Source organism: Pseudomonas sp. IT-P74, from assembly GCF_949768175.1.
Taxonomy (GTDB): domain Bacteria; phylum Pseudomonadota; class Gammaproteobacteria; order Pseudomonadales; family Pseudomonadaceae; genus Aquipseudomonas.
In genome coordinates, this window is the sequence record NZ_CATKQD010000063.1 from 1 (window position 1) to 380 (window position 380).

Consider the following 380-nt stretch of genomic DNA (forward strand, 5'->3'; position numbering starts at 1 on the left):
GCTTCGCCATCGGCGGGTATCCCGTGGCTGTAGTGACCGGGAAAGTCGTAGATTTCGTAGGCGGGGACCTCACCCTGGGCGTTGAGGCTGGGCATGCTCACCGGCAGCGGGTTGCGCGGCTGGCGGTAGTCGAACGTCTGGATGGCCATCTTGCCGGATTGCAACTCCCGGTGGCTGCTCCATTGGGTGATCGAGTCGGCGGTCTCGGTGACCGAGGCGCTGTGGTAGCGGATCCGTGGTTGCCGGGCCAGCGGCTCAAGGTGGCGGGAGTGATCGGTGATGATCAGGCGGTGTTCTTCCTTCGAATGATCGAAGTAGAAAAACAGACCCTCACGTTCCAGCAGGCGCAAGACGAAATCCAGATCGCTCTCGCGGTATTG

At 61.8% G+C, this 380-nt stretch carries 1 protein-coding gene; it reads right to left on the bottom strand.

The genetic code is table 11. The features are described 5' to 3' along the window. Positions 1-380 (bottom strand): contractile injection system protein, VgrG/Pvc8 family (locus ACM6J5_RS22370; protein WP_414929362.1); only part of this gene is annotated, 380 nt, incomplete at both ends.